Source organism: Bradyrhizobium ferriligni, from assembly GCF_056837965.1.
In genome coordinates, this window is sequence record NZ_JBXEJO010000271.1 from 1 (window position 1) to 450 (window position 450).

Annotated in this window: 1 protein-coding gene; it reads right to left on the minus strand. The window is 66.7% G+C overall.

The window, feature by feature from the left end; all coding sequences use genetic code 11:
- The coding region (locus AC1VNY_RS42670; protein ID WP_482409701.1) for a hypothetical protein at window positions 1-450 on the minus strand (450 nt) is incomplete at both ends.

The following is a 450-nucleotide window of genomic DNA, read 5'->3' on the forward strand; positions in this document are numbered from 1 at the left end:
GCAGAGCAATGCCGTGGACGATGGCGGCACGGATGATCGCATCACCGGGCTTGTCGCCAGCGGCGCGGCGCGCGGGCTGCGCGGGAACAGCCGTCACCGCCTGAACCGGAGCGGCAGTCTTGGCGGCCAGGGCAGCCTCCGCACGCTTCAGCGCAGCGAGCCCGGCTTCCTTCTGTTCGATCCGCGCGGCCAGTTCCTCGGTCACGATGGGATCGGCGTCATCCTCGGCGATATGCGCGGTCAGCGCATCCTTCTCGCGCACGAGGTCGTTCTGCGCATCCTCGATGCGCTTGCTCAGAGGGGTCGACATAGGGTTCACCTGTTTGATGATGGTCTTCGGGGGGGCGGCTTGCTCGCCGGAAGCCTGCGACACCGAAGGACGGCCCCCATCGGCTTGCTCGCCAAAGGCCATCTTCATCGTCTCAGGGGATACGTGCAGCGACTTGGCGA